The organism is Streptomyces sp. NPDC057638 (assembly GCF_042800315.1).
Classification (GTDB): domain Bacteria; phylum Actinomycetota; class Actinomycetes; order Streptomycetales; family Streptomycetaceae; genus Streptomyces.
The window spans coordinates 1-4,495 of record NZ_JBHVHF010000458.1 but is presented as its reverse complement, the minus strand read 5'-3'; the positions used below and the strand labels follow the sequence as shown (position 1 = coordinate 4,495).

The following is a 4,495-nucleotide window of genomic DNA, read 5'->3' as shown; positions in this document are numbered from 1 at the left end:
GCCCCGTCCCGGGCGGGACGGGGCCCTCGGGCCACGGAAAGCGATCAGCGGTAGTTCACGAACTGGACCGCGAAGTCGAAGTCCCGCTCCCGCACCAGCGCCTGCACGGCCTGGAGGTCATCCCGGCTCTTGGAGCTGACCCGCAGCTCCTCGCCCTGGACCTGGGCCTTCACGCCCTTGGGGCCCTCGTCCCGGATGAGCTTCGCGACCTTCTTGGCGTCTTCCTGGGAGATGCCCTCCTGGATGGTCGCGAAGATCTTGTACTCCTTGCCGGAGAGCTGCGGTTCGCCCGCGTCCAGCGCCTTCAGCGAGATGCCCCGCTTGATCAGCTTGGACTGGAACACATCGAGGATGGCGGTCACCCGCTCCTCGGAATTGGCCTGCATGAGGATCTTCTCGCCGGACCAGGAGATGGACGCCCCGACGTTCTTGAAGTCGTAGCGCTGGGAGATCTCCTTGCCGGCCTGGTTGAGGGCGTTGTCGACCTCCTGCCGCTCGACCTTCGAGACGATGTCGAAACTGGAGTCGGCCATGTCCTGTGGCTCCTTGAATCGGGTGCGTGGCGAAGCGGCCGGAGTCCCCGAACCGCTCGGTCAAGCCTAGCCACCCGAGCCGCCCCCGAGCGCTGATCAATCCGGTGGCGGAGCATCCTCCGGGATCAGGTATCGTTTACGTCGTTGCCAGGGAGCACCGCTCAGAGCGGGGTTCACAGCAGCGATATCCCATGGCGGTGTGCCCGAGTGGCCAATGGGAGCGGACTGTAAATCCGTCGGCTTAGCCTACCCAGGTTCGAATCCTGGCGCCGCCACGCGATAAGAACAGCCTCTGATCGGTTCTGCTGATCAGAGGCTGTTTTGTTGTGTTCCGACCCTGACTCCCGGCGGCCCTCGGCCTGAGCCCGCCACGACCCGGGCGGGCCATGGGACTCGCGTTCCGGCGAAGCGCCGGCGAGGGTCCGGGAGGGGCCGGGAGGGGCGGACCACGCGCCTCGCGAGCCCCGCCGTGGCCGGTCCGGCGGACCGGGTCAGGCACCCGGCGCGGGGCCACCCGCGTGGGCGTGCCCCTCACCCCACCGGCCCAGGCCCGGCGGACCCCGACCGGCCCGGGCCCGGCGCCGCGCGGCCCGTACCGGCCCGGGCCCGCGCTCAGGGTGCCCCGACGCGGGGGTGCCTCAGTCCGCCAGCCGGAGCGCCAGCTCCGTCTCCCACCGGTTGGGGTCGGGCTCCTCCCGGGGATCCGTCAGATAGGACTCCAGCCGGCATCCCCAGCGCTCCACACCGCCCGGCTCGCTCCGCGTCAGGTCCAGTGTCAGGCCCTGCCGCTCCGTCCAGGCCGTCAGCGTCCCCAGGGCCTCGAACAGCCCGTCGGGATGGCCCGTATGGCGGATCGCCGCATAGCGCCCCGAGGGCAGGGTGCCCACCCGGTAGTCGCCCTCGGGGGCCGGTGGGGTGAGCACCGGCAGCCCGGCCTCGACCTCCGACGCGCCCGCCGGGTCCACGGTGCGGAAGCGGAAGAAGGGAGCCCCGGCGAACGCGGCTCCCTGCGCGGAGACCCAGCCGATCAGCTCACCCAACCGGTCCGCGATCACCGGGAATTCGTCCATCCGGACGGAGGCGCGGAGGTACGCGTACGGTCGCGCCGCCCGCTCCTCGACCGTCGGCCCGGCGCTCGCGCGCGGCACTGCTGCGGACACCCGCGTCACCTCCCGCTCAGTTGCCCGCGATGTCCTTGACCGCGACCACCACCGGGACCGACCCGCCGACCAGCTCCAGCGTCAGTCCCGCCGTGGCCGGAGTCTCGATCAGCTCGGCCAGCACGGCCGCCACGTCGTCCCGTGGCACCGCGCCCCGCCCGGTCGACGCCTCCAGCCGTACGAGACCGGTGCCCGCGTCGTTGGTGAGGGCGCCCGGGCGCAGAACCGTCCAGTCCAGGGCGGTCCGTGACCGTACGTCATCGTCCGCCGCGCCCTTGGCCCGCAGATAGGCGTCGAACACCTCGTCGCCCTCGTGGGCCGCGTCGGCCCCCATCGACGAGACCAGGAGATAGCGCCGGACACCCGCGCGCTCGGCCGCGTCGGCGACGAGCACGGCGGCGCCCCGGTCCACGGTCTCCTTGCGGTCCGTACCGCTGCCCGGACCGGCACCCGCCGCGAAGACCACGGCGTCGGCACCCGCCAGGACGCCGGCGACCTCGGCCGGGGAGGCCGACTCCAGATCCAGGACGACGGGCTCCGCCCCCGCCTCCCGCAGCGCCGCGCCCTGCCCCTGGTCGCGGATGATGCCCGCGACCTCGTGCCCGCCCGCCGAGAGCAGCCGCTCCAGCCGACGGGCGATCTGACCATGTCCTCCAGCGATGACAATGCGCATGGCTACGACCGTACGTCCGAACCCTGGCTCCCGCGCGCCGCTTGGCGTCAACTCGCCCCTGCCCGCGCGACAGTCAGGACCGCCCCTGCCGGGGCAGATCCAGCGCCACCCCGGCCGCCGAGTCGCAGTACTCCCGCACCGCGCTGGTACGGGCCACCACCCGGCCCCGGTGGACGACGATCCGGCTGTACGCCAGCGACAACACGCCCGAGATCCGCTCCCCGCGCACCGCGAGCAACTCGGCGGGGAACCCCGCCTCCACCCGGACCTCCGGCAGCCCCAGCGCGCTCCGGGCGGCCGACGCGACCGTCTCGTACGCCTCCTGGGCCCGCAGCCCGGTCTGTGAGGAGAGCAGATAGGCCGCCTCCAGGGGATCCCCGCGCCCCACCGGGTTCGACACGTCCCGCAGGGCGCCGCCTCCCGCGGCCACCCGTACCCCGGCGGCGCGCAGCAGTCGCACCGGAGCCCCGCCGCGCTGTTCCACCGCGCCACAGCCGCCCTGGGGCTGGCAGACCACGGTCACCCCGGCCGCCGCCAGCCGGTCGGCGCAGCGGGCCGCGATCTCGCGCGGCAGCCGGGCCAGGCCCGCGCACGGCCCGATGACCACGCCGGGCCGCAACCCGCCCGCCATCGCGGCCAGTCGGGTGAGCCGCGCCGGGTCGTCGCCGTGGGTGTGCAGATCGACGGGACAGCCGTGTTCGGCGGCTACCTCCAGCACCGTCTCGGCGTATCCGGTGGGGTCGGGGTCGGCGTCGGGGCAGCCGCCCACCACGCCCGCGCCCATCTTCACCGCGTCGTGCAGCATCGCCAGCCCGTCCGCCCCGGCCAGCCCGGTCAGCAGCCGGGGCACGGCGACCGCCGACAGGTCGACCAGTCCCCGCAGCGAACGCCGCGCCTGGAGGACCGCCTCCATGGGCCCGAGCCCGTGCACGCCTCCGATGCGGACGTGGGAACGCAGCGCCGTGGCGCCGTGGCTGAGCTGGAGCAGCGCCGCCTCCGTCGCGCGCCGCTGGACGTCCTCCACGGCGTACGAGACGGGGCCGGGCGTGTCCGCCGTGAGTGCCGTGTCCCCGTGGGCGTGGGGCTCCACGGGCGCGGGCAGCAGCAGATATCCACCGAGGTCCACCCGCGCGGAGTGCGGGGTGAGGCTGCCCGCGGTACCGACGGCCTCGATCCTTCCTCCGCCGAGCCGTACGTCGACCGTGCGCCCATCGGTCAGCCGCGCGCCGGTGAGCAGCAGCGCGCCGGGGTCCGCTGTCGCGTCGTCGGGGTGCTGCGGCTGGCTGTCGGGCATCGCGCTCCTGCTCCTGCGGGGGGAGGTTCGGGCTCGGTCCGCGCGCGGGACAAGGGACACGGGCCGCGGCCGTGCATCGAGCCTAGGGGCGCTGTGGGCGGCGTTCGAGGAGGAGCGAAATAGTCGTACTGGTGTGGCCGCCCGCTGCGGGCCGATCCGCGTCACCAGGGTGGCGCGCGGCCTGTGGCGACCGCTCCGCGCGTGGGGTGCCCGGGGTGGACGGGAGGGGAGTGCCGCCCCCGTCGGGGCCGTCCCGGGGACCCCGCCGGACGAGAGCGGCCGATGCCGGACAGGGGCCGACGAAACGGATTTGGGCGATCGGCGACCGACCGTGTAATGTCTTCATCGCTCGCCCCAATAGCTCAGTCGGCAGAGCGTCTCCATGGTAAGGAGAAGGTCTACGGTTCGATTCCGTATTGGGGCTCTGGTGTCGGAGATCCTCACCCTCGGGTGAGGTGATCCGATATCGCAGCGGTGTAGCTCAGTCGGTAGAGCAAGCGGCTCATAATCGCTGTGTCACCGGTTCAAGTCCGGTCACCGCTACACACAGTAGCCGATTGTGGGGTCGGTCCTCCGATCGGCTACTCTTTTATGCGTTTGTTCATTTAGTTCACCGTCCGTCCAAGGAGCACTCACGTGGCTGCCACCGACGTCCGCCCGAAGATCACGCTGGCCTGCGTGGAGTGCAAGGAGCGGAACTACATCACCAAGAAGAACCGGCGTAACAACCCGGACCGTCTTGAGATGAAGAAGCACTGCCCGCGCTGCAACGCCCACACGGCGCACCGCGAAACCCGCTAATCAGGCTCGTATACGAGGCCGCCCCCAACCAGGG

The 4,495-nt window shown here is 72.3% G+C and carries 5 protein-coding genes and 3 tRNA genes; 4 read left to right on the top strand and 4 right to left on the bottom strand.

The annotated features are described in order from the left end of the window. Nucleotides 1-44: 44 nt before the first annotated feature. Entirely contained in the window at nucleotides 45-533 is a 489-nt protein-coding gene (locus ACFVIM_RS33180; RefSeq protein WP_384309500.1) for a YajQ family cyclic di-GMP-binding protein, read from the bottom strand. Nucleotides 534-726: 193 nt separating this feature from the next. On the opposite strand from ACFVIM_RS33180, the gene ACFVIM_RS33175 reads away from it, so the two are divergent. Continuing rightward, a tRNA-Tyr gene (locus ACFVIM_RS33175) sits at nucleotides 727-808 on the top strand. A gap of 363 nt (nucleotides 809-1,171) precedes the next feature. Here the strand turns inward: ACFVIM_RS33175 and ACFVIM_RS33170 are convergent. From ACFVIM_RS33170 to ACFVIM_RS33160, 3 genes are all read right to left on the bottom strand, one after another. After that, a complete protein-coding gene (locus tag ACFVIM_RS33170) occupies nucleotides 1,172-1,693 on the bottom strand; it encodes a GyrI-like domain-containing protein (RefSeq protein WP_384309498.1) in 522 nt (173 codons plus the stop codon). 16 nt (nucleotides 1,694-1,709) lie between these two features. Then, a complete protein-coding gene (locus tag ACFVIM_RS33165) occupies nucleotides 1,710-2,366 on the bottom strand; it encodes an SDR family oxidoreductase (protein ID WP_384309495.1) in 657 nt (218 codons plus the stop codon). Between the two features lie 73 nt (nucleotides 2,367-2,439). Then, complete coding sequence (locus ACFVIM_RS33160; RefSeq protein ID WP_384309492.1) at nucleotides 2,440-3,660, bottom strand: amidohydrolase family protein; 1,221 nt, start codon at nucleotides 3,658-3,660, stop codon at nucleotides 2,440-2,442. A gap of 351 nt (nucleotides 3,661-4,011) precedes the next feature. On the opposite strand from ACFVIM_RS33160, the gene ACFVIM_RS33155 reads away from it, so the two are divergent. The 3 genes from ACFVIM_RS33155 (at nucleotide 4,012) to rpmG (ending at nucleotide 4,461) form a co-directional block, all read left to right on the top strand. Further along, nucleotides 4,012-4,084 (top strand) — tRNA-Thr (locus tag ACFVIM_RS33155). A gap of 46 nt (nucleotides 4,085-4,130) precedes the next feature. Beyond that, nucleotides 4,131-4,203 (top strand) — tRNA-Met (locus ACFVIM_RS33150). 93 nt (nucleotides 4,204-4,296) lie between these two features. Beyond that, nucleotides 4,297-4,461, top strand: a complete 165-nt coding sequence (gene rpmG / locus ACFVIM_RS33145) for a 50S ribosomal protein L33 (protein WP_003948671.1) — start codon at nucleotides 4,297-4,299, stop codon at nucleotides 4,459-4,461. Nucleotides 4,462-4,495 lie beyond the last annotated feature (34 nt).